The 26,630-nt window shown below is 71.6% G+C and carries 21 protein-coding genes and 1 pseudogene; 20 read left to right on the plus strand and 2 right to left on the minus strand.

All coding sequences use genetic code 11. The features are described from left to right. The first annotated feature begins 51 nt into the window (after positions 1-51). From ACGFW5_RS08740 to ACGFW5_RS08805, 14 genes are all read left to right on the plus strand, one after another. Complete coding sequence (locus ACGFW5_RS08740) at positions 52-1,491, plus strand: MFS transporter (protein ID WP_393833469.1); 1,440 nt, start codon at positions 52-54, stop codon at positions 1,489-1,491. After that, positions 1,488-2,936: a hypothetical protein gene (locus ACGFW5_RS08745; RefSeq protein ID WP_393833470.1), complete on the plus strand. Its 1,449-nt coding sequence runs from the start codon at positions 1,488-1,490 to the stop codon at positions 2,934-2,936. Before ACGFW5_RS08740 ends, ACGFW5_RS08745 begins: the two co-directional genes overlap by 4 nt. Continuing rightward, the gene (locus tag ACGFW5_RS08750; RefSeq protein ID WP_393833471.1) at positions 2,933-3,682 is read left to right on the plus strand and encodes a 4'-phosphopantetheinyl transferase family protein; all 750 of its coding nucleotides are present in this window, start codon (positions 2,933-2,935) and stop codon (positions 3,680-3,682) included. The genes ACGFW5_RS08745 and ACGFW5_RS08750 overlap by 4 nt, the downstream gene beginning before the upstream one ends. A 147-nt stretch (positions 3,683-3,829) precedes the next feature. After that, positions 3,830-4,618 (plus strand): BTAD domain-containing putative transcriptional regulator, encoded by a 789-nt coding sequence (locus tag ACGFW5_RS08755; protein WP_393833472.1) that lies wholly within the window; start codon positions 3,830-3,832, stop codon positions 4,616-4,618. Beyond that, positions 4,618-4,809 carry a hypothetical protein gene (locus ACGFW5_RS08760; protein ID WP_393833473.1) on the plus strand — a complete coding sequence of 64 codons (192 nt, stop codon included), beginning with the start codon at positions 4,618-4,620 and terminating at the stop codon, positions 4,807-4,809. Before ACGFW5_RS08755 ends, ACGFW5_RS08760 begins: the two co-directional genes overlap by 1 nt. Beyond that, complete coding sequence (locus ACGFW5_RS08765; protein WP_393833474.1) at positions 4,806-6,374, plus strand: acyl-CoA carboxylase subunit beta; 1,569 nt, start codon at positions 4,806-4,808, stop codon at positions 6,372-6,374. The genes ACGFW5_RS08760 and ACGFW5_RS08765 overlap by 4 nt, the downstream gene beginning before the upstream one ends. A 53-nt stretch (positions 6,375-6,427) precedes the next feature. After that, positions 6,428-6,625, plus strand: a complete 198-nt coding sequence (locus ACGFW5_RS08770; protein WP_393833475.1) for an acyl-CoA carboxylase subunit epsilon — start codon at positions 6,428-6,430, stop codon at positions 6,623-6,625. 378 nt (positions 6,626-7,003) lie between these two features. Further along, positions 7,004-8,452: a DUF4192 family protein gene (locus ACGFW5_RS08775; RefSeq protein ID WP_393833476.1), complete on the plus strand. Its 1,449-nt coding sequence runs from the start codon at positions 7,004-7,006 to the stop codon at positions 8,450-8,452. 261 nt (positions 8,453-8,713) lie between these two features. Then, complete coding sequence (locus tag ACGFW5_RS08780) at positions 8,714-10,741, plus strand: glycogen debranching N-terminal domain-containing protein (RefSeq protein ID WP_393833477.1); 2,028 nt, start codon at positions 8,714-8,716, stop codon at positions 10,739-10,741. Between the two features lie 95 nt (positions 10,742-10,836). Next, entirely contained in the window at positions 10,837-11,601 is a 765-nt protein-coding gene (locus ACGFW5_RS08785) for an NUDIX domain-containing protein (RefSeq protein WP_393833478.1), read from the plus strand. Positions 11,602-11,825: 224 nt separating this feature from the next. Next, positions 11,826-13,550, plus strand: coding sequence for an ATP-binding cassette domain-containing protein (locus ACGFW5_RS08790; RefSeq protein WP_393833479.1), 1,725 nt, complete (start codon positions 11,826-11,828; stop codon positions 13,548-13,550). Between the two features lie 160 nt (positions 13,551-13,710). Next, positions 13,711-14,595 carry a FadR/GntR family transcriptional regulator gene (locus tag ACGFW5_RS08795; protein ID WP_393833480.1) on the plus strand — a complete coding sequence of 295 codons (885 nt, stop codon included), beginning with the start codon at positions 13,711-13,713 and terminating at the stop codon, positions 14,593-14,595. Positions 14,596-14,917: 322 nt separating this feature from the next. After that, positions 14,918-16,471, plus strand: coding sequence for an RNA polymerase sigma factor (locus tag ACGFW5_RS08800; protein ID WP_393833481.1), 1,554 nt, complete (start codon positions 14,918-14,920; stop codon positions 16,469-16,471). A gap of 132 nt (positions 16,472-16,603) precedes the next feature. After that, on the plus strand, positions 16,604-17,422 hold the full coding sequence (locus ACGFW5_RS08805) for a serine protease (protein WP_393833482.1): 819 nt from the start codon (positions 16,604-16,606) through the stop codon (positions 17,420-17,422). Positions 17,423-17,532: 110 nt separating this feature from the next. Here ACGFW5_RS08805 and ACGFW5_RS08810 read toward each other — a convergent pair whose 3' ends face one another. After that, positions 17,533-17,763 carry a hypothetical protein gene (locus ACGFW5_RS08810; protein WP_100575885.1) on the minus strand — a complete coding sequence of 77 codons (231 nt, stop codon included), beginning with the start codon at positions 17,761-17,763 and terminating at the stop codon, positions 17,533-17,535. A 433-nt stretch (positions 17,764-18,196) separates the two neighbouring features. Here ACGFW5_RS08810 and ACGFW5_RS08815 point away from each other — a divergent pair, with 433 nt between their 5' ends. The 4 genes and pseudogenes from ACGFW5_RS08815 to ACGFW5_RS08830 all read left to right on the plus strand — a co-directional run bounded on the left by ACGFW5_RS08815 (position 18,197) and on the right by ACGFW5_RS08830 (position 23,704). Next, positions 18,197-20,314 carry a type IIA DNA topoisomerase subunit B gene (locus ACGFW5_RS08815; protein WP_393833483.1) on the plus strand — a complete coding sequence of 706 codons (2,118 nt, stop codon included), beginning with the start codon at positions 18,197-18,199 and terminating at the stop codon, positions 20,312-20,314. A gap of 203 nt (positions 20,315-20,517) precedes the next feature. Further along, on the plus strand, positions 20,518-21,033 hold the full coding sequence (locus ACGFW5_RS08820) for a DUF1453 domain-containing protein (protein ID WP_393833484.1): 516 nt from the start codon (positions 20,518-20,520) through the stop codon (positions 21,031-21,033). Between the two features lie 302 nt (positions 21,034-21,335). Next, positions 21,336-21,791: pseudogene (locus ACGFW5_RS08825) on the plus strand (DUF485 domain-containing protein); the annotation flags it as partial. 314 nt (positions 21,792-22,105) lie between these two features. Beyond that, entirely contained in the window at positions 22,106-23,704 is a 1,599-nt protein-coding gene (locus tag ACGFW5_RS08830; protein ID WP_393833485.1) for a cation acetate symporter, read from the plus strand. A gap of 20 nt (positions 23,705-23,724) precedes the next feature. Here the strand turns inward: ACGFW5_RS08830 and ACGFW5_RS08835 are convergent, their stop codons facing one another. Then, the gene (locus tag ACGFW5_RS08835) at positions 23,725-24,408 is read right to left on the minus strand and encodes a response regulator (RefSeq protein ID WP_393833486.1); all 684 of its coding nucleotides are present in this window, start codon (positions 24,406-24,408) and stop codon (positions 23,725-23,727) included. Positions 24,409-24,692: 284 nt separating this feature from the next. Here ACGFW5_RS08835 and ACGFW5_RS08840 point away from each other — a divergent pair, with 284 nt between their 5' ends. Both ACGFW5_RS08840 and ACGFW5_RS08845 read left to right on the plus strand, forming a co-directional pair. Next, a complete protein-coding gene (locus tag ACGFW5_RS08840) occupies positions 24,693-25,508 on the plus strand; it encodes an ABC transporter ATP-binding protein (protein ID WP_393833487.1) in 816 nt (271 codons plus the stop codon). 25 nt (positions 25,509-25,533) lie between these two features. Further along, positions 25,534-26,430, plus strand: coding sequence for an ABC transporter permease (locus tag ACGFW5_RS08845; protein WP_393833695.1), 897 nt, complete (start codon positions 25,534-25,536; stop codon positions 26,428-26,430). Positions 26,431-26,630: the final 200 nt, after the last annotated feature.

Here is a 26,630-nt window from a genome sequence, read left to right on the forward strand (position 1 = left end):
CGGCCGCCTCGAATTCACTTTTCCGCGTCAGTAATTGAGAAGGGAACAACTATGTCCTCGCAGTCATCGACGGTGACGGCCGCACAAGGAGGGAGCGCTGTGGCGGGCGCCAAGCCCGAGGCCGGGATCCGGCGCAAGGGGCTCCTGCTTCTGGGCCTTTCGCTCGGCTACTTCATGGTGCTGCTCGACACCAGCGTGGTGAACGTGGCACTGCCCGCCATCCGCGATGATATCGGCGGAGGGCTCTCCGGGCTCCAGTGGGTGGTCAACGGATACACCCTCACTTTCGCCGCGCTGCTGCTCACCATGGGCGCCCTGTCCGACCGCTTCGGCGCCCGCAAGGTCTTCCTCACCGGCACCTGGGCCTTCCTGATCGCCTCCGGGCTCACCGCCGCCTCACCCAACCTGGGCGTCCTGATCGGCATGCGCGGTGTCCTCGGCATCGCGGGCGCCGCTCTGCTGCCGGCCTCGATGGCCGTCATCGCGACCGCCTACACCGACCCCGCGCAGCGGGCCCGCGCCCTCGGTTCGTGGGCGGCCATCACCGGAGTCGCGCTCGCCGCGGGCCCCGTCGTCGGCGGTGTCCTCACCGACACGCTCGGCTGGCGCTTCATCTTCGTCATCAACGTGCCCGTCGCCCTGTGCAGCGTGCTCATCACCCGCGCCGTCGCGCCGCAGTCGCCCCGCAACCCGGAGCGCGCCATCGACCTGCCGGGCCAGCTGCTGGCCGTACTCGCCCTGGCGGGCCTGACGTTCGGCGTCATCCAGAGCGAGCCCGAGGGCTGGCTGTCCGCTCCCGTGCTCATCGCCCTGGTCATCGGTGTCGCCGCGGCGATCGGCTTCATCGTGGTCGAGCGCCGTGAACCCGGGGTACGCGGCCCGATGCTGCCGCTCCAGCTCTTCCGCAAGGCCACCTTCTCGGTCGGCCTGCTCAACGGCCTGCTCGTCAACTTCGGCCTCTCCGGCGTCCTGTTCGTCATGTCGCTCCACTTCCAGCAGGGCCTCGGCTACTCCGCCATGGCCGCGGGCCTGGCCTTCCTGCCGCTGACCCTGCCCACCGCGTTCAACCCGATCTACACCGGGCGCCTGGTCGCCAAGAAGGGCCCGCGCATCCCCTCGATCCTCGGCTTCTCGCTGATGACGGTGGGCGCGCTCATCCAGCTCGCCTTCGTGGGCGGCGACGGCGCCGGCCAGTACGCCCTGACCGCCGTCGGACTGCTTGTCTTCGGGTTCGGCGTCTCCTTCGCCATCCCCTCCCTGGTCACCACGCTGGTCTCCTCGGTGCCCAAGGAGCAGGCCGGCATCGCGTCCGGCGCGCTCAACTCCGCGCGCCAGACCGGCGCCGTGGTCGGCGTCGCCGTACTCGGCTCCGTCCTGACGGCATCGCCCGGCGACGGCGGCACCAAGGTCGCCCTCTCGGTGGCCGCGGCGGCCCTCGCGGCGGGCGCCCTGCTCGCCGTCGGCTACATCGGCCGGCGTACGGCCCAGTGAGCGAGCGGCGGGCGAGCCGGTCCACCGGCGCCGGCCTGCCGCTCCGCGGCACCGGCGCGGGCTCCCCGCCCGTCCTGCGGGGCGACGCGCACCGCGGTGACGAGACCATCCACCGGGTGCGGGCGCTCATCCGCTCCCACGGAGTGCCCACCGTGGAACGCGGCTGGCCGCCGCCCCCGGTGGCGCACCCCCCGACGGCGGCCCGCCTGGCCGCCGCGCTCAAGGAGAGCGGACGGCTCGTCCTGGCCGTCCCCGGCCCGTACGTCGCCGGACACGCTCCCCGGGTGTACGAGGCGTACGAGGCGTACGAGACGGACCGGGGCGGCGGGGTCACCCACCAGGGTGGCCCCGGCACCGGGACAGCTGGTCAAGGCGCTTTCGGCGCCGGGGCGACTGGCCGGGGCGCCCCCGGCACCGGGACGGCCGGCCGGGGTGGCCCCGACACCGGGGCCACGCACCGGGGCGGCCCCGATTCCCGGGTCTGGCTCACCGTCCCGGCCTGTTCGGACCCCCGGCACGAGCCGGACTGTCACTGTGACCCCGACCTGACGGAGGCGTTCGTGCGGACCGTGCTGCCCGGCTGGCTCGTCGCCGCCGCGGACACCCGGCTACGGACCGCGGTGCACGCCTACCAGGAGCACTACGCACCCGTGGACGACCTGTCCGCGGTCGCGGCGCTGACCGGGACCTTCGCCGACACGCTGCTCGCCGACTGTGTGGTCGGCGCCGCGACCGACGCTTTGCGGGGCGGCACCGAAACCCGGATGCTGTCCGCGGTCTGCGGATATCTGGTTCCCCGGCTGCTGCGCGAAGGGGCGGAGGAGCTGATTCCGCTGAGTGCGCGGCGCAGGGACGGCGGTGTCGCCACATCCGCGTACGACTTCTCCGCCGCCCGCGAGGCCGAGGCCCTGATGGCCGCGGCCGGGCCCGTCCCCGGGCGCCCGGCCCACCTGCTCACCGAGTTCCTGCCCGGAGCCGGCGGCCGTGGACTGCGGCCGCTGGGAAGGGAGTTCCGGGACTTCTCCGGACTGCCGGCCGACCGCGACCCGGTCGGCGGCGCCTTCCGGGACCTCATACGGGTGCTCAACCGGGAACTGCGCGGCCTCGAAAGGCGCCGCACCTATCTCAGCCGCCCGCCGTCGTCCGGGGCACCCGACCCCGCGGCCCTGGCGGTCGCCGACCGGCTCGCTCTGCTGACGGCGGCGGCCTGCGGACTGAGCAGACTGCGGCGGCACACCGCGCCCCCCGCGGGCGAGGACACCGACCGCGCCTGGCTGCTGATCGCCCTGAGCAGGGTGCTGCGCCGTCTGGGCCACCCGGCGCCGCGACTGCCGAGGGGCCAAGTGGGGCTCGTCCTGAAGGAATTGATCACCCGCGACCGGGAGGGCCTGGCGTATGACCTGTCCCGGGAACGGATCGACCTGGAGATCGGGAGCACGGCTTGACACGAGGGCCGACCCCCGCGCTCTACACGGCGCGGGGGCCGGACGACCTGGAAGTGGCAGGGATCAGAAAGGAGTTGGAGGAGAGCCGGTGTGTCGTCGTCGCGGGAAGGACCGAGGACTGGTGGTCGCAGGACACGGCACCCGACCCGGAGGACATCCGGGTGCTGCTCGGCGCGGACCGCGCCCGGGCGGACCGGCAGCCCACACCGGAGCGGCGCATCCGGTTCATCGTCTCGCGGTTGATGCTCAGAGCCGCCGCGGGCGCCCTGCTCGGCGCCGACCCGGCCCTCTTCGACATCGCGTACACCCCGGTCGGGCGGCCCTACTTGAGGGGCTGCGACGACCTGGACATCAGCGTCGGCGACTGCGATGGGCTCGTGGCCGTGGGCCTGATGGACGGCGGCCGGGTGGGCGTGGACGTGGCACCCCTGCACCCCCCGCGGCTGCGGCTGCCGTCCGTGGAACACCTGCTCACCCGGCACGAACTGGAGCGCCTGCACGCGGCAGGGCCCTCCGCGCGCCACCCGCTGCTGCTGCGGTTCCTGACCCAGAAGAATTCCTATGCCAAGGCGATGGGAAGCGGCCGCAGGATTCCGTACGCCGATTTCGGATTGGCGACGGACCACGACGGATGTCATCTCCTGGGCAAGGACGGGCGCTTCTACGTGCCCGGCCTGGGAGTGGCTTCCAATAATTTCGGCTCCACTCATCTGATTTCGGCAACAGGCGTGGCCAAAGCTGGGTAGCCTGCACCCCGTCCATGTGCTTGGGGCAAAGGGTGGGGACCCGAAAAAGCAAACCGTGCGGTATGTTCGGAACATTGACAAGGCAGAGCAATCAATAGCTCAGGGGGAGTTGTCTTGGATATCGGAGTGCTTGGTGACGTCCAGATAATGGACGGAGAACTCGGCTGGGGTCCGACGGCACCGAAGCAGCAGCAGCTGCTCGCCACCCTGGCCCTCGCGGTCGGCCATGTGGTGACCATGTCGAGCCTGATCGACGAGCTCTGGTTCGGGGTGGTGCCGCCGCGCAGCGCGGTCACCGCGGTCCAGACGTACGTCATGAACCTGCGGTCGCTGATGACCTCGCGGTCCTCCCACGGCCGGCTGGACCCGAAGGACGTCCTGATCACCTCGCGCGGCGGATACCGCCTCGACCTCGGCAACGGCACCGTCGACGCCGACCTCTTCGAACAGGCCGTGGACGAAGGCTGTCAGTCGCTCAGCGAGGGCGACAACGCGGAGGCCGCCAGGGCCTTCCAGCGCGGTCTGGCGCTGTGGCGCGGCAGCGCACCCCTGGACGGCGTACCGCTGGGCCCGCGGCTCTCCCTGGAGGTCTCCCGCCTCGAAGAGCTCCGGCTCACCGCCCTCGAAGGCCGCATCGAGGCGGACATCCGCAACGGCCGTCACCGCCAAGTCCTCGGAGAGCTGCGTTACTTAACCGAGAACCACCCCCTGCACGAAGGTTTCCACGCCCAACTGATGCTCGTGCTCCACCGCACCGGCCGCCGCGGGCAGGCCCTTGAGGCCTTCACCCGGCTGCGCACCGCCCTGCGCGAGGAGCTTGGCATCGACCCGATGTCCGAACTGCGGGAACTGCAACGGGAGATCCTGCACGGCGCAGGCGAGAAGCGCTGGGCCGCCCAGGGTGGCGGCATGGCCGTCGTGGGCCAGGCCGGCTGATGCCCGCCGTACGCGACGCGGCCGAGGGCGCCGTACGCGACGTGTCCGAGGGCGACGCACACGTGGCCCCCGAGGGCGCCGCACGCGACGTGTCCGAGGGCGACGCACACGCGGCCCCCGAGGGCGCCGCACACCACACCGCAGGGCCGCCCCATCAGGGGGCGGCGCGAACCGAGGGGGATCCGGCATGAACACACCGCAGCCGACGGCGACGCGCCACCGGGTCGCCGAGCTTCTTGCCTTGCGTGAGGAGGCCCGTCGTGGGCCGAGTGAGCGTGCGACCGAGGCGCAGCATGCCAAGGGGAAGCTGACGGCGCGCGAGCGTATTGATCTGCTCCTCGATCCGGGTTCGTTCCATGAGGTGGAGCAGTTGCGGCGCCACCGTGCGGTGGGCTTCGGTCTGGAGGCGAAGCGGCCGTACACGGACGGTGTGATCACCGGGTGGGGCACGGTGGAGGGCCGCACGGTCTTCGTCTACGCCCACGACTTCCGGATCTTCGGCGGCGCCCTGGGCGAGGCCCACGCCACGAAGATCCACAAGATCATGGACATGGCGATCGCGGCGGGTGCGCCGTTGGTGTCGTTGAACGACGGCGCGGGCGCCCGTATCCAGGAGGGTGTTTCGGCGCTGGCCGGGTACGGCGGGATCTTCCAGCGCAACACGCGGGCGTCGGGTGTGATCCCGCAGATCAGCGTGATGCTGGGTCCGTGTGCGGGGGGTGCGGCCTACAGCCCGGCCCTGACCGACTTCGTCTTCATGGTCCGCGAGACCTCGCAGATGTTCATCACCGGTCCGGACGTGGTGCGGGCGGTGACGGGCGAGGAGATCACCCAGAACGGTCTGGGGGGTGCGGATGTGCATGCCGAGACGTCGGGTGTGGCGCATTTCGCCTACGACGACGAGGAGACGTGCCTGGCGGAGGTGCGGTATTTGATCTCGATGCTGCCGTCGAACAACCGGGAGAACCCGCCGGTCCACGCTGCCGAGGATCCAGCCGACCGGCGCTGTGAGGTGCTGCTGGATCTGGTGCCGGCGGACGGGAACCGGCCGTATGACATGCGCAGGGTGATCGAGGAGCTTGTCGACGACGGGGACTTCCTGGAGATCCATGAGCGGTGGGCGCGGAACATCATCTGCGCGCTGGCCCGGTTGGACGGGCAGGTGGTGGGGATCGTGGCGAACCAGCCGCAGTCCCTGGCGGGCGTGCTGGACATCGAGGCGTCGGAGAAGGCGGCTCGTTTCGTTCAGATGTGTGATGCCTTCAATATTCCGATCGTCACCCTGTTGGACGTGCCTGGCTTTCTGCCGGGTGTGGCGCAGGAGCACGGTGGGATCATCCGCCATGGCGCGAAGCTGTTGTACGCGTACTGCAATGCGACGGTGCCGCGGATCTCGCTGATTCTGCGCAAGGCGTACGGCGGTGCGTACATCGTCATGGATTCGCAGTCCATCGGCGCGGATCTGACGTATGCGTGGCCGACGAATGAGATCGCGGTGATGGGTGCGGAGGGCGCGGCCAACGTCATCTTCCGCCGTCAGATCGCGGATGCCGAGGACCCGGAGGCGATGCGGGCGCGGATGGTCAAGGAGTACAAGGCCGAGCTGATGCACCCGTATTACGCGGCCGAGCGGGGCCTGGTCGACGACGTGATCGACCCGGCCGAGACGCGGGCCGTCCTGATCGCCTCCCTCGCGATGCTCAAGTCCAAGCACGCCGACCTGCCCTCCCGCAAGCACGGCAACCCGCCCCAGTAGCCGGGATTCTTCAGCCGCCGTCAAAGCCCCTGAGAAACAAGGGAGTTCACGCTGTGAGTACCCAAGCCGTTGTACGTATCGAGCGGGGCGAGGCCGGCCCCGAAGAGCTCGCCGCGATCACCGCGGTGCTCCTCGCGCGTGCCGCCGCCCAGCCCGTCGCCGTGGCCTTCGAACGGGCTCGCTCCGCCGCGGGCTGGCGCCGCCTGGAGCGCGCGCCCGGGTTCCGCGCGCCACACTCCTGGCGGGGCTGAGGCAAGGTCGCTGGGGTGGCTTGCGGCCGGCGGGGGGCGGGGGCAGCGGGGCGGAGTTGGGCCCGGCGAGGTGTCAACTGGCGTCCTGTTCACGGTATTTGAATGCGTGATTCGAGGCCTGCGATATTTGTATGATCAGCGCCTTTATTCTGTGGACAGAGGTTATCCACAGGGGTGGCGGGGAATTCGGGATCGCGAAATCCTCGGGTCATGCGAGACATGAGTGGACCTCATCCATCCGAATCCCATGAATCCGATTCCCCCAGCCCGTCCAGCCCATCCAGTCCGTCCAGCTCGTCCAGCTCGTCCAGCCCATCGAGCCCATCGAGCCCATCGAGCCCATCGAGCCCATCGAGCTCGTCCAGCTCGTCCAGTCCGTTGGGCCCGTCCAGTCCGTCGGGAGAGCCCCGGCTCACCCTGCGCGGGCCGGCCGAACTGGCGGACGCCCTGCCGTACTTGCTGGGTTTCCACCCGACCGACTCGGCGGTCCTGGTCGCGCTGCACGGCGAGAGCGGACGGTTCGGCGGCCGGGTCAGGGTGGGGCTGCCTGCCTCACCGCAGGAATGGCCCGACATCGCCGAGCAGCTCGCCGACTGCCTGGTCACGGGGAGCGAGCAGCGAGGGCCCCGGCCCGACGGCATCGTCGTCTTCCTGTGCCAGGACCCGGATCGGGGCGGCAGCGCGCACGAGGTCATGGAGCGGTTGCGGCCGTTGGCCCAGCGGCTCCGCACCGCGTGCGGCAGCCTCGACGTCCCGGTGCTCGAAGCGCTCTGCATCTCCGACGGCCGTTACTGGTCGTACTGCTGCCCGGACACCCGCTGCTGCCCGCCGGAGGGCAACGTGTTGGCGCTGCCGGGCACGTCCGTCATGGCGGCCGCCGCCACCTACGCGGGAATCCACGTACGCGGGTCCCTGCGGGAGATGGAGGAGCGGTTCGCGCCGTGGCGGACGGCGGCGGCGCAGGACCAGGAGCGGGCGCTGGACGCCGCGGCCGCCGCGATGTTCCCCCGCATTCTCAGCGAGGGCGACCGGCGAGGCGTGGCCGACGAGACGCTTGACCTGGCGGCCCGGCTGATGCGGCGCATCGGCAAGACGCAGCAGGCACCGGCCCGCGATACGGAGGCGCGCGCCGCGGCAGGCCGGGGCGCGGGCACCCTCCTCCTCGGCAAGAACGCGTCGGACGAGCTGGACGACGGGCTCATCTCCCACGACGAGGCGGCGGCCGTGATCCTCGGCCTCCAGGACCGCACGACCCGCGACTGGGCCGCCGAGTGGATGGAGGGCGCCGAGGCGCAGCTCGCCCTGCGGCTGTGGCGGGCGCTGGCCCGCCGCTGTGTCGGGCCGTACCGCGATCACGCGGCCGCGCTGCTCACCCTGGCGGGCTGGGTCTCCTGGTCGACCGGTGACGACCCGCACGCCCGGGTGGCGTTCGGCCTCGCCCTGCGGGCCGACCCGGACTACCGGTTCGCCTACTTGCTCCACCAGGCCTGCAACCAGGGCCTCGACCCGGAAGAACTGCGCATCTGCCTGCGGGAGGAACGCGCGGCCCGGCTGGCGGGCCCTGGCGCGGTGAATGCAACGGGCGCTCCGGCGCCGGAGGGCGGCCTCGCGCCGGGGAGCGTTCCCGCGCCGGACGGCGCCGGCAAGGGGCAGTCGGGCGGCCTCGCACCGGGGAGCGTTCCCGCGCCGGACGGCGCCGGCAAGGGGCAGTCGGGCGGCCCGGCCCGGCCCACACCCGCCGGGCCTCCGTCGGCAGGCCCCAGGGCGCGGAAGCCACGTGTCCGGACCCGCCGCAGGAGCGGGGACAGGGTGAAGGGGGAGGGGTGACACGTGTGGTGCCGCAGGTGCCGAAGGGGCTGGGGCGGAGTGTGGCGGAAGGGAGGGGCGGGGCGCGGGGAAAGGCCTGTGAGGTAGGGGGAAGGCCCACCCGGCTCCGGGGCGGCTCGCGTGGCCGAACCGTCCGTGACCCGGTCGAGCCCCGCGGCGTTCACCTGGGAGCAGCGCGGTAGCGAGCGCCGCGCCCTGCGGGCGACACGGTCCGCCCGGCCGGGCGCCTTCGTCGTCTAGAACGCGCAGAAGGGTACGCATGTGTCCAGCACACCTCTCCGCGCCGGCATCGGGAGCGCGCCGGGGCCGGTCCCGCCGAGGCCGCCCGGCCCGGCGCCCGGCGAACTCCCGGCGGTGCACGCGGCCGTCGTCTGCGTGGCCCTGCCCGGCCTCGTGGTGTCGCCGGAGCACGGCCAGCTGACCGGGTACGGCCTCGAAGGCTTCTATCAGCACGGCCGACGTCTGCTCTCACGCTGCCAGTTGAGGGTGGCGGGCCGTGACCCGATCGCCGTGCAGGGCAGGTCGATATCGGCCGGCCGCGCCCGGTTCCTCGCCGTGGTGCGCACCGCCGCGGACGGCGGGCCCGACCCCGGGATCTCTGTCGAGCGGCTGCGCCACGCGGACGGCACCGAGCGGATCACTCTGACCAGTTCCGCGGGCCGCCCCATGAGGTTCCCGGTGGAGATCGCCCTGGGCACCGACCTGGCGGACCTGGGAGCCGTGGCCGCGGGGCGCGCCGGACCCGAACTGCCCGCCACCGTCCACGATTCGGGAATGCGCTGGACCTCGGGCGGTGCCCACTGCGCGGTGACCGCGCAGCCCCCGCCGACCGACGCGCTCGCCTCCGCCGGGGTGCTGCGCTGGGCCGTGGAACTGCCCCCGGGCGGCTCGTGCACGATCCAGCTGCACATCAGGACCGGCCGGCCCGTGCGGCCGCCGGGCCCTGGCGCGAGCCCGCTGCCCTCGGCCCAGGAAGCCAGGGCGGAGGGGGACGATCCCCGGGTGGCGGCGCTGCTGGCGTGCAGCATCGACGACCTGCGGGCGCTGCTGATCCGGGACCCGGCGTACCCGGCCGATCTGTACGCGGCGGCCGGCGTCCCGTGGCGGTGCGGGATGGCGCCCGCCGAAGCGCTCTGGGCGGCACGGATGGCGCTGCCGCTGTCCACCCGGCTCGCGGCAACCACGCTGCGCGCTCTGGCCAGAACCCAACTGGCCGGTCCCGGCGCCGAGTCGGGGCGCATTCCGGGGCCGCTGAGGGACGCCGGGCCCTTCCTTCCGCCGGGCTGTACGGGGGTGGAGGCCACGCTGGCCTTTCCCGTCGTGCTTGCCGAGGCCCGGCGCTGGGGCCTGCCCGAGCCGGAGGTGTCCGAGCTGCTGCCCGCCGCCGAGCGCTGTCTGAGCTGGCTGGCGGCGGCCCTTGGCGCGGACGGTTACCTTGCCGAGAGCGGCCCTGGGGCCGGGCTCGTCCGCGCCGAGACGCAGGCCCACGCGCACCGGGCCGCGGTGCTCGGCGCCGACCTGCTGCGGGAGTGCGGCCGTCCCGGAGCGGATGCCTGGCTCACGCGGGCCGGGGCCCTGCGGGACCGGTTCCGGGCGGAGTTCTGGGTGGACGACGTCGGCGGGGGCCGCCCCGCGGCGGCCCGTACCGCCGACGGGCGGCCGATGCCGCTGCTGGGCGGGGGCGCCGCCCATCTCCTGGACACGGGACTGCTCGGCGGCGGCCGTCTCGCACCCGGCCTGCTCGACAAGGTACGGACCGAGCAGCTGGCCCGGCTGCTGAGCGGACCCGCGCTGGATTCGGGCTGGGGGCTGCGCGGGCTCGCCGTCAAGGAGCCCGGGTACAACCCGTTCGGGCACCGGGCCGGCGCGGTACGGGTCCACGAGAGCGCGGTGGCCGTCGCGGGCCTGGCGGGCGCCGGGTACCAGAAGGAAGCCGTCGCCCTGCTGCGGGGTGTGCTGGCCGCCGCTGAGGCGTTCGGGCACCGGTTGCCGGAGATGTACGCGGGGGAGCAGCGCACCGCGGGGGGTGCGCCCGTGCCGCACCCCGCCGCATGCCGCCCCGCCGCGGTGGCGGCCGCCGCCGGGATCCAGCTGCTCACGACCCTGGCCGGGGTCCGTCCGGACGTACCGGCCGGGTCGGTCGCCCTGCACCCGCTGCGCTCGGCCCCGCTGGGCGAGGTACGGCTCGCCGGTCTGAGCGTCGGGGGAGAGCCGTTCACGGTTCGGGTCAGCAGGCTCGGGGTCGGGATGGTCGAGCAGGCCGCCGCATGGCTCCAGTTGGGAGGTTGAGCGCACGGGACGCGCCGGGAGGTGACACGGGAGAAGAAGGGGCGGAGGGTGTCGAAGGGAGTGTTTATCGTCAGGCAGACGACTATGATCGCCGCATGTCGCCCTACGACCCGTCGGCCTTTCCGCCCTTCGCCGTGACCGTCGACCTGGTCGTGCTGACCGTGCGCCGCCACGCGCTCTGCGCGCTCGTGGTGCGCCGCGGTGAGCCACCCTTCCAGGGGCGCTGGGCGCTGCCCGGCGGATTCGTCCGCGACGACGAGGACCTGTCCACCGCGGCGGCCAGGGAGCTCGGCGAGGAAACCGGGCTCTGTGCCTCGGACCCCTCGGCTCCGGCGCTCGCCAACGGCGCCCACCTCGAACAGCTCGCGACCTACGGCGACCCCCGGCGGGACCCCCGGATGCGGGTGGTCAGCGTGGCGCACCTCGCCCTGGCCCCGGACCTGCCGGCGCCGCGCGCGGGAGGCGACGCGCACAGCGCGCGCTGGGCGCCCGTGGAGGATCTGCTCGGGCAGGACGGCGGGTTCGGCCGGGACGGCGAGCAGCCGGCGCCGCTCGCCTTCGACCACGCCCGGATCCTCGCGGACGGGGTGGAGCGAGCCCGCTCGAAGATCGAGTACTCCTCGCTGGCGACGGCGTTCTGCCCGGCCGAGTTCACCGTCGGCGAGTTGCGCCGGGTGTACGAGGCGGTGTGGGGCGTCGCCCTCGACCCGCGCAACTTCCACCGCAAGGTGACCGGCACGCCCGGCTTCCTGGTCCCGGCCGGCGGCACCACGACCCGCCAGGGCGGCCGTCCCGCCCAGCTGTTCAGGGCCGGCGGCGCGACGCTCCTCAACCCGCCGATGCTGCGGCCCGAGGTCTGAGGTGGGGTGAGCCGCAGCCGCTGAGGGTCGGCACGCGGGCGGGCCACGGCCTGCGGGGAGAGGCCCGTGGTGACGCGGCCGAAGGGCCGACAGCGGCGCGGCCGAAGGGCCGACATTCGGGAGCCCCGCACCCCGACCCTGCATGAAAAGTCCGAAATGTCGCGTTATCTTGCTGCGGTACCCGCCCAGTCGGCCGAGCGGTCTCACCTACCGCGGGAGAAGCGATGCTCCAGGCAATCGGACTCACCAGCGCCCCCCGCCCCGACCTTCCCCCCGCCGTGGACGATCTCACCTTCGAGGCGAGACCCGGGCAGCTCACCGCGCTCCTCGGCGCACCGGGCTCGGGCCGGACGACGGCCCTGCGCCTGATGCTCGAACTCGAACCCGGCCGGGGCGTGACCTACTTCCGGGGCCGCCCCCTGCACGCGCTCGCCCACCCCGCGCACGAAGTGGGCACCCTCCTCGGTGATGTGCCCGGCCATCCGGCCCGCACCGTCAGGGGCCAGCTCAAGCTGATGTGCGCCGTGGCCGGCGTCCCGGTGTCGCGCGCCGAGGAGATGCTGGAGGTCGTCGGGCTCTCGGGCCTCGCCGACGAGCGCCTTGGCATCCTTTCGCTCGGTATGGACCGGCGCCTCGGCCTCGCCGCCGCCCTGCTCGGCGACCCGCACACCCTCCTTCTCGACGAGCCCGCCGAAGGCCTCTCGCCCCGTGAGAACGCCTGGCTCCACGGCCTGTTGCGCGGTCACGCCGAGCACGGCGGAACCGTTCTGTGCACCTTCGCCGACCCCAAGGAGGCGGCCCGGGTCGCGGACCGCGTGGTCACCATCGACGGCGGCCGGCTCGTCGCCGACCAGGACGCCACCGAATTCGCCCGCACCCGGCTGCGCCCACGCGTCGCCGTCGCCACCCCGCACGCCGCCCGCCTCGGCGCCCTGGTCGGCCGCGAGGCACGCGCCGCCCGGCGCTCCGTCGAAGTGGTCGCCGAGGACGGCAGTCATCTGTCCGTGTACGGCAGCAGTTGCGCGGAGGTCGGGGAGACCGCCTTCCGCAACGGCGTGCTGCTCCACCGGCTCGCCGACGAGGTCGCAGACGCCGGCCCGAGCGTCCACGTCCCACCCCAGGAACGCCCCGCGCAGCCCCGGAGTTCCCACCCGCTGCCCCTCACCCGCAGGCCCCCCCGCACGCCGCTGCGCCCCCTGCGCTACGAACTGCGCAGGCTCCTCGGCGTACGGACAACTTTCCTGCTGGCTGCGGCAGTTCTGGCCCTCTCGGCGGTCCTCGCGGTCCTGCTCGCCCGGGGCGGGCACACCCCGCCGGCGCGTCTGCTCGCGGCCTGGCCCGGGCTGCTCCCGCTGCCTCCCGCGGCGCTCGGCGCGGGCCTGTTCGGCGCGCTCGCCTTCGGCGACGAATACCGCTACCCGGCACTCGCCGCCGACCGGGGCACCGTGCCGCGCCGGCTCGGCCTGCTCCTGGCCAAACTCGTCGTGACCGCGACGATGGCCCTGGTCGTCGCGGCCCTCGCCGTCGCCGTCGACCACCAGGTCCTGCGCCTGGTGTACGGAGGGGGCGTGGTGGGCCCGCTCCGGGAATGGCCCGCCCTGAGCGCGAGTTGGGCCGGGCTCGCCGTCGGCTGCGCCTGGGCGGGACTGCTCGCCGCCGGGATCTTCCGGGCCACCAGCGCCGGCCTCGCCGCGGTGCTCGCCGTGCCCGTCGTCGTCGTACCGCTCCTGCGCAAGGCCGTGGCCGGACGCTCGGTGCACTCCGTCGCCGGACTTCCCGACCGGCTGCGCGAGCTGGCCTGGGTGCGCTGGCCCCATGCACTGGACCATGTGCTCGTCGCCGTGTTGCACCTGGTCGCCACACCGGTCGGAGCCGCCCTCGCGCTCTCGCTCACCGTTCTGGTCTGCGCCTACCTGCTCACCAACCTTCGGGCGAGGGCCCGTTGGTGAGTCGCTGGTGCACGGGGAGCGAGGATCTGCCCACAACTCCCAGGGGAATGCCCGCTTCTTTCCGATAAAGCGTCAATTGCGGGGGTGGCGGTGATCACCCTTTCGTGTGCTTTTCACCAAAGACCTCAAGGGGCGCGGGAGTCCCGCCGACAAAGGGTGCATGAGCACCCTTGCGCACACCATGATGACCGCCCGCACCGCCGAAGCCGGCCTCTCCGCCGCGGGCGAACTCGACCGCTACCCCTACGGCGAGGCGCGCCCGGCCGGCCGGCTCGGGGCCCCCTCCTGGGACAGCGGTGACACGGAGCTGGGCCGGGTGGGCCGAAGGTCGACGGGCAGCCGCGGCCGTGGTCTGCACGGTCAACTCGTCCAGCAGCTCGGCCAGATGATCGTCTCCGGGGACCTCGGCGCGGACCGCCCGCTGGTCCCCGAGGAGATCGGCCAGCGCTTCGAGGTCTCCCGCACGGTCGTCCGCGAGTCCCTGCGCGTCCTGGAGGCCAAGGGTCTCGTCAGCGCCCGCCCCAACGTGGGCACCCGGGTCCGTCCGGTCAGCGACTGGAACCTGCTGGACCCCGACATCATCGAGTGGCGCGCCTTCGGCCCCCAGCGTGACGACCAGCGCCGCGAGCTGGCCGAGCTGCGCTGGACCATCGAACCGCTCGCCGCGCGCCTGGCCGCGGGTCACGGCCGCGAGGACGTCCAGCAGCGACTCGGCGACATGGTGGAGATCATGGGCCACGCCCTCGCCCAGGGTGACGCGCTCACGTTCTCGCGGGCCGACGCCGAGTTCCACTCCCTGCTGATCCAGCTCGCGGGCAACCGGATGCTTGAGCACCTGTCCGGCATCGTCTCGGCCGCCCTCCAGGTCTCCGGCGCCCCGGCCACGGGCTGTGACCGGCCATCGGACGGCTCTCTCGCGCACCACGGCCGGATCGTGGACGCCCTGGCCAACGGCGACGCCCTGGCCGCCGAGGCGGCCGTGCGGCAACTGCTCACGGTCCACCCGGAGGTGGAGCGCGTCGTTCCCGCGCCGCGCGAGCACTGACCGGAGCCCCGCAGGACACGCGGTGCCGCCGGATCCCCCGAAGGGGTCCGGCGGGCTCGAATACGGGGTATTGGTCCCCTGTGGGCCCTTGGTCGCTTTTGGGGTGTGACTCGGGCCACGAAGATTGCGCGTAACACTCCTCGGAACCATGCGATGACTTAAGAGGTAACAGCCGAGGAGGGAATACAGCGGCCAAGCGTGGCGCTGTGCAGCTCCGAGGTTCAGCCCGCGCCCCCGGCACATCCCCAGCCGGTGGTCGTCGGCTCCGGCCCGATCCTGGGCGGGGCCGGAAGCCGTTTTCCATCGTTTCGAGAGGTTGTTCGTGTCGGCCAGCACATCCCGTACGCTCCCGCCGGAGATCGCCGAGTCCGAGTCTGTGATGGCGCTCATCGAGCGAGGAAAGGCTGATGGACAGATCGCCGGCGATGACGTGCGTCGGGCCTTCGAAGCCGACCAGATTCCGCCGACCCAGTGGAAGAATGTTCTGCGCAGCCTCAACCAGATCCTCGAGGAAGAGGGTGTGACGCTGATGGTCAGTGCCGCGGAATCACCGAAGCGCACACGCAAGAGCGTCGCAGCGAAGAGCCCGGCGAAGCGCACCGCCACCAAGACGGTCGCGGCCAAGACGACCGTGACCACCACCAGGACCGTCGCCGCCTCCGCGACCCCGTCCGAGACCGTGGGCGTACCGGCCGACGAGGCCGAGGACGCCCCCAAGAAGGCCGTGGCCAAGAAGGCGGCCGTCAAGAAGACCGCTGCCAAGAAGACGGCGGCCAAGAAGACCGCGACGAAGAAGAGCGCCGCCAAGAAGGGCGACGACGAAGAGGCCGTCGAGGGCGACGAGCTCCTTGAGGACGCCGCTCCCGGCAAGGGCGACGACGAGGAGCCCGAGGGCGAGAGCAAGGGCTTCGTCCTGTCCGACGAGGACGAGGACGACGCGCCCGCCCAGCAGGTCGCCGTCGCCGGAGCCACCGCGGACCCGGTCAAGGACTACCTGAAGCAGATCGGCAAGGTCCCGCTGCTCAACGCCGAGCAGGAGGTCGAGCTCGCCAAGCGCATCGAGGCCGGCCTGTTCGCCGAGGACAAGCTGGCCAACGCCGACAAGCTGGCGCCGAAGCTCAAGCGCGAGCTGGAGATCATCGCCGAGGACGGCCGCCGCGCCAAGAACCACCTCCTGGAGGCCAACCTCCGTCTGGTGGTCTCCCTGGCCAAGCGCTACACCGGCCGCGGCATGCTCTTCCTCGACCTGATCCAGGAGGGCAACCTCGGTCTGATCCGCGCGGTCGAGAAGTTCGACTACACCAAGGGCTACAAGTTCTCCACGTACGCCACCTGGTGGATCCGTCAGGCGATCACCCGCGCCATGGCCGACCAGGCCCGCACCATCCGTATCCCGGTGCACATGGTCGAGGTCATCAACAAGCTCGCGCGCGTCCAGCGCCAGATGCTCCAGGACCTGGGCCGTGAGCCCACCCCGGAGGAGCTGGCCAAGGAGCTCGACATGACCCCCGAGAAGGTCATCGAGGTCCAGAAGTACGGCCGTGAGCCGATCTCGCTGCACACCCCCCTGGGTGAGGACGGCGACAGCGAGTTCGGTGACCTCATCGAGGACTCCGAGGCGGTCGTCCCGGCCGACGCGGTCAGCTTCACGCTCCTCCAGGAGCAGCTGCACTCGGTGCTCGACACCCTGTCGGAGCGTGAGGCGGGCGTGGTCTCCATGCGCTTCGGCCTCACCGACGGCCAGCCCAAGACCCTGGACGAGATCGGCAAGGTCTACGGCGTGACCCGCGAGCGGATCCGCCAGATCGAGTCCAAGACCATGTCGAAGCTGCGCCACCCGTCGCGTTCGCAGGTGCTGCGCGACTACCTCGACTAGGTCGCGGTCCCACCCCGGCGAGGGCCCGGTCTTCCCAACGGAGACCGGGCCCTCCCGCGTGTCCGGGGGTGCGATGCGGCAGTCCCTGAATGACGCTGGGTGTGCCTGTGTCACCGAGAGTCAGGAGACCGTATGCGCCCCTCCATCGCCCGCGCCGTCACGGGGACGGCCGTCCTCGCGGTCACCGCCCTGGGGGCGCCGTCACCCGCGGCCGCCGACGAGATCGTCATCGGCGGTCAACAGGTCCAGATCACGGACAGCCCCTGGGCCGTGGCGCTGTCCAGCCGTGACCGGTTCGGACGTACGCGGGCGGGCCAGTTCTGCGGGGGCGCGGTGGTCTCGCCCACCACCGTCCTCACCGCCGCCCACTGCCTGCGCAGCGACGTGCTGGGCATGGACGTCTCCAAGGTGCGCGACCTCAAGGTGATCGCGGGCCGCACCGAACTGCGCTCGGCCACCGGCCAGGAGATCCCGGTGAAGACCACCTGGGTGAACCCCGGCTACGACCCGGGCACCAACGCGGGCGACCTGGCGATGCTGACCCTGGCCCAGCCGCTGCCGGCCTCGTACGTGATCCCGACGGCCGCGGCCGCGGACCCGGGCTACCAGCCGGGCGCACGGGCCACGGTGTACGGCTGGGGCGACACGACGGGCAGTGGCAGCTATCCGACGGCCCTGCGCGCGGCCCAGGTCTCGGTCCTGACCGACGCGGCCTGTGAGGCCCCCTACCCGCCGAACTCGGACGGCACGTACCTGCGGGCCACCATGCTGTGCGCAGGCGATCCCGAGGGCGGTCACGACGCGTGTCAGGGCGACAGCGGGGGCCCGCTGGTGGCCGGAGGCAAGCTCATCGGCCTGGTGTCCTGGGGGAACGGCTGCGGGCAGCGCGGCTACCCCGGGGTCTACACCCGGGTGTCGGCCGTGCCCTGGCCATCGGCCCCGGCCGTGTGACGCGCACCGCCGTGTGAAGCGGACATGAGAACGGGCGGCATTCCCCCTGCACGGGGAGTGCCGCCCGTCGCCGGTCCTGGACCGGCCCTGGCTCGTCGTGGTGCGAGGTCTCAGCGATCCTCGTCGCCCGTGGACTCGGGCACCGCCGTGAGGCGGTCCGTCTCGTCCTGTATGTCAGCGGCGATCTTCTTCAGTTCCGGCTCGAACTTACGTCCGTGATGAGCGCAGAAGAGCAGCTCGCCGCCGCTGGTGAGGACTACGCGAAGGTAGGCCTGTGCGCCGCAGCGGTCGCAACGGTCGGCGGCCGTCAGGGGGCTCGCGGGGGTCAGAACAGTAGTCACGTCGCCTCTTCTCTAGCTCGACGAGCTGTCGTACCAGGGTCAACATCCAACCAGGCCGAAAACGTTCCCGCTCGTGGCTTTTCCTCGAAACTTCTTGGTCAAGGTGGCTGTCTGCTGCCGGTTGGCGGCGAATGAGCCGTATTGCGGAGCTTTACGGGTTTCGCGTTGCTTGTCTTGTTTGGCCCTCCCGGCGGGGTTGCCGGTTGTTCATGAGGACGTGCCCGGAGCCTAAATGGTTCATGCCTGATTGGGAACGTGATATCCGCATCACCCCAACGAGGGATCGAACATGCTTGCGACGCTGGACTAGCATGAGGTTTCGCGAGGGTGGCGTTACAACGGCTCTACCAGGCCTCGGTACCCTCTCACCGGCGACCGACGCCGGCCCCTTACCCATCGGGGCGCCATTGAAATTCAGCGAGGAGCGAACTGCGTGACCGCCGAGACGTCCGTTCCGTCCACTGCGCTGCTGAGCGGGGCAGACCGCGACGGCTCCAACTACACCGCTCGGCATCTGCTCGTACTCGAAGGCCTCGAAGCGGTCCGCAAGCGACCCGGCATGTACATCGGGTCCACGGACAGCCGCGGCCTGATGCACTGCCTCTGGGAAATCATCGACAACTCCGTCGACGAGGCCCTGGGCGGCCACTGCGACCACATCGAAGTGATCCTGCACGACGACGCCTCCGTCGAGGTGCGCGACAACGGCCGGGGCATCCCCGTCGACGTCGAGCCCAAGACCGGGCTCTCCGGCGTCGAGGTCGTGATGACCAAGCTGCACGCCGGCGGCAAGTTCGGCGGCGGCTCCTACGCCGCGTCCGGCGGCCTGCACGGCGTGGGCGCCTCCGTGGTCAACGCGCTCTCCGCCCGCCTCGACGTCGAGGTGGACCGGGGCACCACGCACACGATCAGCTTCCGGCGCGGCGTCCCCGGCATCTTCACCGAGCAGGGCCCCGACGCGCCCTTCGACCCGGGCAACGGGCTGCTCAAGGGCAAGCGCGTGCCCAAGGGCCGCACCGGCACCCGCATCCGGTACTGGGCCGACCGCCAGATCTTCCTCAAGGACGCCAAGCTCTCCCTGGACACGCTCTACCAGCGGGCCCGCCAGACGGCCTTCCTGGTGCCCGGCCTGACCATCGTCGTACGGGACGAGCGCGGTCTCGACGGCGAGGGCAAGACCGAGGAGACGTTCCGCTTCGACGGCGGAATCAGCGAGTTCTGCGAGTACCTGGCGCAGGACAAGGCCGTCAACGACGTCCTGCGCCTCACCGGCTCGGGCACCTTCAAGGAGACCGTCCCGGTCCTGGACGACCGCGGTCACATGACACCCACCGAGGTCACCCGGGAACTGGGCGTGGACATCGCGCTGCGCTGGGGCACCGGGTACGACACCAACCTCAAGTCCTTCGTGAACATCATCGCCACCCCCAAGGGCGGCACCCACGTCAGCGGCTTCGAGCGCGCGGTCACCAAGACCGTCAACGAGGTGCTGCGCTCCACCAAGATGCTGAGGGTCGCCGAGGACGACGTCGTCAAGGACGACGCGCTCGAAGGGCTCACCGCGGTCGTCACCGTGCGGCTCGCCGAGCCGCAGTTCGAGGGCCAGACCAAGGAAGTCCTCGGCACGTCCGCGGCCAACCGGATCGTCGCGGCCGTGGTCGCCAAGGAGCTCAAGGAGTTCCTGACCTCCACCAAGCGGGATGCCAAGGCCCAGGCACGGGCCGTCCTCGACAAGATCGTCGCGGCCGCCCGCACCCGCATCGCGGCCCGCCAGCACAAGGAGGCGCAGCGCCGTAAGACCGCGCTGGAGTCCTCGTCGCTGCCGGCCAAGCTGGCCGACTGCCGCAGTGACGACGTGGAGCGCAGCGAACTGTTCATCGTCGAGGGCGACTCGGCGCTGGGCACCGCCAAGCTGGCGCGGAACTCCGAGTTCCAGGCGCTCCTGCCGATCCGCGGCAAGATCCTCAACGTTCAGAAGGCGTCGGTCTCCGACATGCTGAAGAACGCGGAGTGCGGCGCGATCATCCAGGTCATAGGGGCGGGCTCGGGCCGGACCTTCGACATCGACGCCGCGCGGTACGGCAAGATCGTGCTCCTCGTCGACGCCGATGTCGACGGCGCGCACATCCGCATCCTGCTGCTGACTCTCTTCCAGCGCTACATGCGCCCGATGGTCGAGGCCGGCCGGGTCTTCGCCGCGGTCCCGCCACTGCACCGGATCGAGCTGGTCCAGCCCAAGAAGGGCCAGGACAAGTACGTCTACACGTACTCGGACAACGAGCTGCGCACCACGCTGCTCGAATTCCAGCGCAAGAACGTCCGCTACAAGGACACCATCCAGCGCTACAAGGGCCTCGGAGAGATGGACGCCGACCAGCTGGCCGAGACCACCATGGACCCGCGGTTCCGCACCCTGCGCCGGATCAACATCGGCGATCTGGAAGCCTCCGAGCAGGTCTTCGATCTGCTGATGGGCAACGAGGTGGCGCCGCGCAAGGAGTTCATCACCAGCTCCGCCGCCACCCTGGACCGCTCGCGCATCGACGCGTGACGGGCTCGACGCCTGCCTGACCCGGTCCTGACGAACGCCGGTCCGCGAACCTTTCGCGGGCCGGCGTTCGCCGTCTCCACCCCTGGGTGGAGAGCGAACGTCCATCCGCGCTCCACCCCTGCTCCGATGCCTGTGACCACCCGGTTTCCGTAGCGTTCTGGACGTACCGACCGTTCCGTCCGTCCCATCGTCCGGAGGCTTCGATGTCCGCGCTCCTCAATGTGTTGGTGGCCGTCGCCGTGGTGGCGTTGATCCTGGCCCGCCAGTTCAAGCCGCAGCGGCTGGACGGCTCCCGGCGCTGGTGGCTCGTCCCCGCGATCCTGCTGTTCTTCTCGGTCAAGAACGGCGACCTGGTCGATCACCACCATCCGACGGCGTCGGTCGCGCTGCTCGCCGCGGAGACCCTGATCGGGGTACTGATGGGCGTGGGCTGGGCCTGGACGTCGAAGACATGGACCGAGGCGGACGGCACGATGTGGTCCCGCGGCACCAAAGCCACGGCCGGGACATGGGTCCTCGGCATCGTCCTTCGGCTGGGGCTCGCCGGCCTCGGCGCCCTCGCCGGGATCCACCTGGGCACCGGCGCCATCCTGCTGGCCCTGGCCGCCTCCCTGCTCGTCCGCGGCGGCATCCTGATGTGGCGGGCCGGCCCGGCCGCCACGCCGTACGGCGGCGCAGCCCGAAGCAGCGTGCCGCAGATGGGGAAGGACCGCGTGTGACCCCGCGGACCCGGCTCGGCCGGCCCCGGCGGGAAGACCGCGGTCGGGGCCGGGCACGTGGGCCATGTGCCGCGACTCGACGCCGAGGCTACCGCCCGGGCCGTGCGGTACGCCTACCGGCCCGGGCCGTGCGGTACGCCTACCGCAATGGGCTGACCCGGCCGTCCGGCAGCTCACTCTCCTGACGCCTTTTCCGTCACCTAATGGGGTGAAGGGGCCGTCCCGGGTGGCCCGGGTCCGGCCGCCTCTGCCCATCCTTGGGCACGTGGCCGAACGGGGCCGTGGGCAAGGAGAGTTGTTCGGTGGAGAAGCAGGAAGGGCGTGATCCCGCGGCGGCGCGGATCGACGACCCTTGGTATGACGTCCTCGCCTCCGGGTGGGGCGAGCTGGACGGCGAGGCGGCGGCCGCGACCGTGCCCGCGCAGCAACGGGGCGACGAGGACGAACGCCTCAGCCCGGCCGAGATCTATCTCGAAGTGCACCGGAGCCCCGCCTTCCAGGAAGTGCGGCGCCGCTACCGCCGGTTCGTGGTCCCGGCCACGCTCGCCTTCTTCGCCTGGTACCTGGCCTATGTGATCACCGCGGTCGGCGCTCCCGACCTCATGGCACGCCCGGTGGCGGGCGCGGTGAACGTCGCGATGGTCGCCGGTGTGGCCCAGTTCCTCACCACGTTCCTGCTGACCTGGGCGTACGCACGCCATGCCCGGCTGCGCCGGGACCGGGCCGCGCTCGAACTGCGCTGGGTGGTGTTCGAGCAGAACCACCAGAACCGGAACAACCAGCAGCGCCGGCAGCACCAGCAGCACCTGCGGAGTCAGGAATATCTGCACAGCGGCCAACTCCCGCACAGCGAGCACCCCGTGGCCGGTTACCAGCGCCCGAGCAGCCCGCAGGACCAGCAGGACCAGCAGGACCAGCAGGACGAGCGTGACCGCTACGACCAGCGCGACCGCCAGAGCGCGCGCCACCGGCAGGCCGGGCAGGAACCGCGCCACCGGCTCGGCCGGCAGGCCGCACCGGCCGAGACGGGCCGGCAGGGCGACGGACAGGGAACGACACGAGGGACCAACAGATGAACGTCGGCGGGGACCACCAGACTCTGGCGCTGCTGCTGTTCAGCGCGTTCGTGGCGGCGACGCTCGCCATCACCACCTGGGTGAGCCGCAACCGGCACGGCTCGGCCGAGGAGTTCTACACGGGCGGGCGACTGTTCTCACCCATGGAAAACGGTTTTGCCATCGCGGGCGACTACATGTCGGCGGCGTCCTTCCTCGGCATCTCCGGACTGATCGCGCTCTTCGGCTACGACGGCATGCTGTACAGCGTCGGCTTCCTTGTCGCCTGGCTCGTGGTGCTGCTCCTGGTCGCCGAACTGGTCCGCAACTGCGGCAAGTTCACCCTCGCCGACGTGGTCGCCGCCAGGATGAGCGAGCGCCCGGTGCGGATCGCGGCGGGAACGTCCTCGGTCACCGTGTCCGTTCTCTATCTGGTGGCGCAGATGGTCGGCGCGGGCAGCCTGGTCGCCCTGCTGCTCGGCGGCACCAGCGGCGCCGCGCGGAACTGGACGGTCATCGGGGTCGGCGCCCTGATGGTGGTCTATGTGTCGCTCGGCGGGATGCGGGCCACCACCTGGATCCAGATCGTGAAGGCCGTCCTGCTCATGGCCGGCACGATCACGCTCACCGTGCTGGTGCTGCTGCGCTTCCACGGCGACATCAACCTGCTGCTCAACTCGGCGGCCGAACACAGCGGCCACGGGCAGAAGTTCCTGGCACCCGGCCTCAAGTACGGCGGCGACTGGACGGCGCGGCTCGACTTCATCAGCCTGGGCCTCGCCCTGGTGCTCGGCACGGCCGGGCTGCCGCACATCCTCTCGCGCTTCTACACCGTGCCGACCGCCCGGGCGGCACGCCGCTCGGTGATCTGGTCCATCGGCCTCATCGGCGGTTTCTATCTGATGACGATCGTGCTCGGCTTCGGCGCGGCCGCGCTGGTCGGCTCGGCCGAGGTCAAGGCGTCGAACCCGGCAGGCAACACCGCTGTCGCGCTGCTCGCCTACAACCTCGGAGGCGGAGCGGGTTCCACCGGGGGAACGGTCCTCTTCGCGGTGGTGGCCGCCGTCGCCTTCGCCACGATCCTCGCGGTGGTCGCGGGCATCACCCTCGCGTCCTCGGCCTCCGTCGCCCACGATCTGTACGCCTCTCTCCGACGCCGGCACGCCAAGCAGCGCAGCGAGGTCGCGGTCGCGCGGGTCGCCGCGGTGGGGATCGGGGCGGTGGCCATCGCGCTCGGCCTGCTGGCCCGGGACCTGAACGTGGCCTTCCTGGTCGGTCTCGCCTTCGCGGTGGCCGCCTCCGCGAACCTGCCGGTGCTGCTCTTCTCCCTGTTCTGGCGGAACTTCACGACGCGGGGCGCGGTGTGGTCGGTGTACGGGGGGCTCGTTCCGGCGCTGGTCCTGGTCCTGGTCTCGCCCGTGGTGTCCGGCAGCCCCGATTCACTTTTCCCCGGCGTGGACTTCCAGTTCTTCCCGCTGCAGAACCCGGGGCTGCTCTCCATCCCGCTGGGATTCCTGGCGGGCTGGCTCGGCACGGTGACCTCACACGAGGTGCCGGACGAGGAGAAGCACGCGGAGGCGGAGGTACGGGCCCTGACCGGGGCCGGAGCGGTATAGCCGAGCGGGCCGCCCCGGTCTCACACCGCCCAGGCGTAGCGGTGTTCCGGGCGGCCCGTTTCGCCGTAGCGCAGGGTGAGCCGCAGACGGCCGGACTGTTCGAGAAGGCGCAGATAGCGCTGTGCGGTGGAGCGGCTGAGGCCCGTGCGCCCGGCGACCTCGTGGGCGGACAGCGGACCGTCGGCGTCGTGCAGGACATCACGGATCAGCTCGGCCGTCGGCACCGAGTGACGGGTCGGCAGCCCGGTGCGCAGGGCCGCGAAGATCCGGTCGACCTGCTCCTGGTCCTGCGCGCAGGGCTCGGCGCCATACGCCCCCGCCGCCCGCTCGACCGTGCGCCGCAGGGTGGCGTACGCGTCGAGTTTGGCCCGCAGCCCCGCGAAGGTGAACGGCTTCACCAGATAGTGCAGCGCGCCGTGCCGCATCGCGGCCTGGACGGTCGCCACGTCGTTCGCCGAGGTCACCATGATCACGTCGGTGTGGTGGCCGTGCTGGCGCATCCGGCGGACCAGGCTGAGCCCGGTCTCGTCGGGCAGGAAGTGGTCGAGCAGGACGAGGTCGATCCGGTGGTGTTCCAGGGCGGCCAGCGCCTGCGCGGCGCTGTGCGCACGCGCCGCGACCCGGAACCCGGGAACCTTCCCGACGTAGGCCGCGTTGATCTCCGCGACACGGAAGTCGTCGTCCACGACCAGGACGTCGATCAAGACGCTTTCCTCTCCGAGGCCGACACGGCGTCCCCCGCGCTGCGAGCCCCACGCCGTTGGCTCCGTGCTGTGCCCCACGCCGTGAGCTCCGCGCCGGGGGCTCCGCGCCGTGAGCCCCCACGCTGTGACCTCGCGCTGCGAAGTCCGCCGCGTGAAGGGCGCCGCTGTGAACTCCGCAGTTGTATCGCGCGCAAAACGAGCACAACAGGGGTTTGCGCGCACAAGTGCGTCCAGTGCCCACAAGGCTGACGCCAAGGCGGGCGCCGCGCCTACGGTCCCGCTCCATGAACACAGACACCAGCCCCGCCATCGAGCTCAGGGGCGCGGGCAAGTCGTTCCGTACGCCGTCGGGGGCGCTGCACACCGCCGTGCGGGACCTCGATCTGACCGTGCGCCAGGGCGAGTTCGTGGCCGTCGTCGGCCCCACCGGCTGCGGAAAATCGACCACGCTGACCCTGGTCAGCGGCTTGGAGGAGCCCACCGAAGGCGAGGTCCTGGTGGCCGGGCAGCCCGTGGAGGGCATCGGCGACCAGGTCGGTTTTGTCTTCCAGCAGGATGCCGTCTTCCCTTGGCGTACGGTGCTCTCCAACGTCATGGCGGGTCCGCGCTTTCGGGGCGTACCGAAGGCCGAGGCGAAGGAGATGGCCCGCAGCTGGCTCGCCAGGGTCGGCCTGACGGCCTTCGAGGACCGCTATCCCCACCAGCTCTCGGGTGGCCAGCGCAAACGCGTCGCCCTCGCCGCGACCTTCGTCAACGACCCCCGCATCCTGCTGATGGACGAGCCGTTCTCGGCCCTGGACGTGCAGACCAGGGCCCTGATGTCGGACGAGCTTTTGGACCTGTGGTCCGGCACCGGGGCTTCCATCGTGTTCGTCACCCACGACCTGGAGGAGTCGATCGCCCTGGCCGACCGGGTGGTGGTGATGACCGCGGGCCCGGCCACCGTGAAGCGGATCTTCGACATCGACCTGCCGCGCCCGCGCAAGGTGGAGGCGGTGCGCCTGGAGCCCCGTTTCATCGAGATGTACCGGGAGATCTGGCAGTCGCTCGGCGAAGAGGTCCGCATCACCAGGGAGCGGGGCGCCGCCGATGCAGCATGACACCGACGCCCGCGCGGTACCGCCGATGCCGTCCGGCACGAGTGCTCCGGCAGGGACCAGCGCTCCGGGCGGCACCAGTGGCCCGGCCGATACCGCGACCGGGGCCCGCACCCTGACCCGCGCCAGGGCCGCGCGCAACCGCAGGTTCCTGGTCCACGGCAGCCGCGTCCTGCTCCTGGCCCTGGTCTTCGGGGCATGGGAGATCCTGGCCCGCGCCGAGGTGATCGACCCCTTCAACTTCTCGATGCCGTCGGCCATTTGGGCCCAGGTGCGGGACTGGGCCCTGAACGGCACCGCGCAGGGGCCGCTCTGGGAACAGATCTGGTACACGCTCTACGAGGCGCTGCTCGGCTGGGTCGTCGGGGTGGCGGCCGGTGTCGTCCTCGGCATCGCGCTTGGCCGGATCCGCTTCCTCGCCGATGTCCTCGGCCCGTACATCAAGGTGCTCAACGCCATCCCGCGCATCGTGCTCGCGCCCGTCTTCCTGATCTGGTTCGGGCTCGGGCCGGCTTCGAAGATCGCTTCCGCCGTCGTCCTCGTCTTCTTCCCGGTCTTCTTCAACGCCTTCCAGGGGGCGCGGGAGGTCGACCGGAACCTGGTGAACAACGCCCGCATCCTGGGCGCGAGCAACCGCCGGGTCACCCTTCAGGTCGTCATCCCCTGCGCGACCTCCTGGATCTTCACCAGCCTCCATGTCAGCTTCGGGTTCGCGCTGATCGGGGCGATCGTCGGCGAGTACATCGGCGCGACCAAGGGCCTGGGGCTCCTGGTGGCCGCCTCGCAGGGGACCTTCAACGCCGCCGGGGTGTATGCGGCGATGGCCATCCTCGCGGTCGTCGCCCTGCTCACCGAGGGATTGCTCACCTTCGCCGAACGACGGCTCTTCCGCTGGCGCCCGGCGGAGCCCGGCTCCGAACGCTGACGAGCCCCGGCACCGCTGGCCCCGACGCCACGGCCGGCCCCCGACGCCACAGCTGGACCCGTACGCCCCCTCCCGTACCGACCCTTGCCCACACGGACGTGATGATCATGCGAAGCAACCCCAAGCCCAACGCCAACGCCAACCCCAACCACCGCACCCCCCAAGCCGGTTGGCGCCGACCCGCCACACGCGGCCCCCGC

The organism is Streptomyces sp. NPDC048416 (genome assembly GCF_043200435.1).
Lineage (GTDB): Bacteria > Actinomycetota > Actinomycetes > Streptomycetales > Streptomycetaceae > Streptomyces.